This is a genomic window from Streptomyces sp. P5F9 (genome assembly GCF_057961495.1).
In genome coordinates this window covers 1-2,650 of record NZ_JBXVPZ010000767.1, presented here as the reverse complement: position 1 = coordinate 2,650, position 2,650 = coordinate 1, and the positions used below count along the sequence as shown (strand labels likewise).

At 72.8% G+C, this 2,650-nt stretch carries 3 protein-coding genes; all 3 read right to left on the bottom strand.

The features are described from left to right. Window positions 1-103 precede the first annotated feature (103 nt). Genes AC31A1_RS49770 through AC31A1_RS49760 form a run of 3 tightly spaced genes read right to left on the bottom strand, consistent with a single transcriptional unit; the run spans window position 104 to window position 2,614 of the window. A complete protein-coding gene (locus AC31A1_RS49770) occupies window positions 104-1,099 on the bottom strand; it encodes a 3-oxoacyl-ACP synthase III family protein (RefSeq protein ID WP_489659657.1) in 996 nt (331 codons plus the stop codon). 46 nt (window positions 1,100-1,145) lie between these two features. Then, entirely contained in the window at window positions 1,146-2,381 is a 1,236-nt protein-coding gene (locus AC31A1_RS49765) for a beta-ketoacyl-[acyl-carrier-protein] synthase family protein (protein ID WP_489659656.1), read from the bottom strand. After that, complete coding sequence (locus tag AC31A1_RS49760; protein WP_489659655.1) at window positions 2,378-2,614, bottom strand: phosphopantetheine-binding protein; 237 nt, start codon at window positions 2,612-2,614, stop codon at window positions 2,378-2,380. The genes AC31A1_RS49765 and AC31A1_RS49760 overlap by 4 nt, the downstream gene beginning before the upstream one ends. Between the last annotated feature and the right edge of the window lie 36 nt (window positions 2,615-2,650).

Below are 2,650 nucleotides of genomic sequence, written 5' to 3'. Positions count from 1 at the left end.
GGGGGTGCGGGTCGTGGTCATGGTGCCTTGTGCCTTCGCGTTCGTACGGTGTCGGGGGCTCGGGGGGTGCCGCGGTTCACCGGCGGCTTTTCCCCCAGGGCGTTCACCAGCGGCAGACGACCACCCCCGCACTCGCCCCGCTCGCGAAGCCGAACATGCCCACCAGGTCGCCGCGTTGGAGGCGGCCGCTGTCGAGAGCGGCGGCGAGCTGGAGGGGGATGGTGTTGGTCGCCACGTTGCCGTGGGTGGGGAAGGTCGCCAGGATGCGGCTCGGGTCCACGCCCACCCAGTCGCAGACGACCTTGGTGAACGGCACCGACGGCTGATGCACACAGACGAGATCGAGATCGTCACCCTGGACGCCCAACTCCCGCAGCGCGCCCCGCACTTTGCCGGGCAGCCCCTCGAACGACCCCACCAACTGGGCGGAGTCGATGCGGAGATGGCCGAGCGTGCGGTGCTGCGCGTACGGGTTGGGCAGGGTCGCCGCGCGCCATCCCCAGGAGTTGGCGAAGAACCGCGACCCGAGAATGCCGGGCCGGTCGCCCGCCTCCACCAGCAGGGCCGAGCCCATGTCGCCGGTGCTGAGGCTGGGCAGCGCGGTCAACAGGTCGGCGGGGTCGTCCAGTTGCCAGCGGCTCTCCCGGGTGCTGACCTCGGCGGTGGTCACCAGCACCCGCCGGTACTGCCCGCTCCGGATGAACGCGTCGGCGACCTCAAGAGCGTTGAGGACTCCGTTGCAGGCGTTCTTCAGGTCGAACACCGGGCAGCCCAGGCCGAGTTTGTCGGCGACGACATGGGCGGTGGCCGGCTCCTCCATGTCGGCGAGGATGCCGGCGTAGAGGAGCAGGTCGACGGTGCCCGGAGCGGTGCCGGTGTCCTCGAACAGGCGCCGGGCCGCGTGCGCGGCCAGGTCGGAGGGCTGCTCCAGGTCGTCGGCCACGGTGCGCTCGGCCAGGCCGTACATGCGCTGGAGCACCCCGCGCGACAGCGGTACGGCGGGGCTGCCCGCCCGGAAACGGTCCTCCACCGCGGCCACGCTCTGGCGTCCCTCGGGGATGTGGACGGTGGCGTGAACGATGGTGCTGTGAACGGTCATTGGGCCCTCCTCACTTCAATCCGGTTCAGCCCTTGGTCAGTTGTCGTCAGTCCTCGGCGGTGAGGAGCAGCACCACGTTGTGCCCGCCGAACCCGAAGGAGTGGCTGACGGCGGCCCGGACGCGCTGGTCGCGGGGTGCGCCCGTGACGCAGTCCAGGTCGAAGGGGAGGTTGTCCGGGGTGAGGTTGGCGATCGGCGGGACGGTGGAGCGGTGGACGGTCAGGGCGGTGAGCGCCGCCTCGATCGCGCCGGCCGCGCCGAGACTGTGCCCGAGAACACCCTTGGCGGCGGTGACACTCGGCCGGTGCGGCAGCACCCGCGCGATCAACTCCGCCTCGGTCAGGTCGTTGAGCGGCGTCGAAGTCCCGTGCGCGTTCACGTGATCGACGTCCGCCGGGCGCAGCCCCGCCTCCGCGAGTGCCGACCGCAGCGCCAGCGCGGCGTGAACTCCCCCCGGAGCAGGGGCAGTCGGGTGATACGCGTCGGACGTCTGACCGGCGCCCGCGAGCCGGGCGTACCGCCGCACTCCACGCGCCCGCGCGTCCGCCTCCCGTTCCAGGACGAGGATCGCGGCCCCCTCGGAGATCACGAACCCGTCCCGGTCCGCGGCGAACGGCCGTGAGGCGGCGGCGGGTTCGTCGACCCGGGACGACAGCGCGCCCATCCGCTGGAAGCCGGACGTGATCACCGGGGTGACGGCCGCCTCCGCGCCGCCCGCCACCGCGATGTCGCACAGCCCGGCGAGCAGCAGCCCCCGTGCGACGGCCAGGGCACTGGCCCCGGAGGCGCACGCGGTCTCGGTCGCCAGGGACGGACCATGGGCGCCGAGGTCCAACAGCACTTCCCCGGCGGCCATGTTGGAGATCAGCATGGGCACGAGCGCGGGCGACACCAGCTCGGGACCGCCCTGGTGCTGGCGGATCGTCTGGTCCTCCAGATGCGCGGCCCCGGCCAGCCCCGAACCGATCACCACGGCGACCCGCGCCCCGTCCCACCCGGCCGGGTCGAGCCCGGCGTCGGCGACGGCCTCGCGCGCCGCGAGCACGGCGAGCTGGCTGAACCGGCCCATGCGCCAGGCCTTCCCGCCGCCGATCCGCGCCTGCTCCGGGGTCATCAGCGGGATACGGCAGGACAAGTCCACGGCACAGCCCTTGAGTTCGGGGTCCGTGGCACCGGCGGACCGCCCGCTCAGGACCCCCCTCCAGGTCTCCTCGCGGCCGACCCCGGCCGGGGTGATGAGCCCCAGGCCGGTGACGGACACGGGCGCGGACGCCGCCCTCATCGCTCCCGCTTGGCGTTCAGCGCGGCGACGAGCTCACCCACGGTGCTGTTCTTGGCGGCCTCTTCCTCCGCGACCGGAATCCCGAGCTGCTCCTGGAGCGCGAGGGCGAGTTCGGCCAGCGCGAGGGAGTCGAGATCGAGGCTCTCCAAAGTGGCCTCCGGCCGGATGCTCCCGGCGCTGACCTCGAACTTCTCGGTGAGTACGGCGGTCACGGCGGTCTGGGCGGGGGACATGGGGTTCCTTTCGACGGGGCGAGCGGGGCTTCGGGA

Bases quoted from the DNA above. Each gene is read 5' to 3' on its own strand.
- AC31A1_RS49765 (WP_489659656.1), bottom strand. From the start codon at position 2,381: ATGAGGGCGGCGTCCGCGCCCGTGTCCGTCACCGGCCTGGGGCTCATC.
- AC31A1_RS49770 (WP_489659657.1), bottom strand. From the start codon at position 1,099: ATGACCGTTCACAGCACCATCGTTCACGCCACCGTCCACATCCCCGAG.
- AC31A1_RS49760 (WP_489659655.1), bottom strand. From the start codon at position 2,614: ATGTCCCCCGCCCAGACCGCCGTGACCGCCGTACTCACCGAGAAGTTC.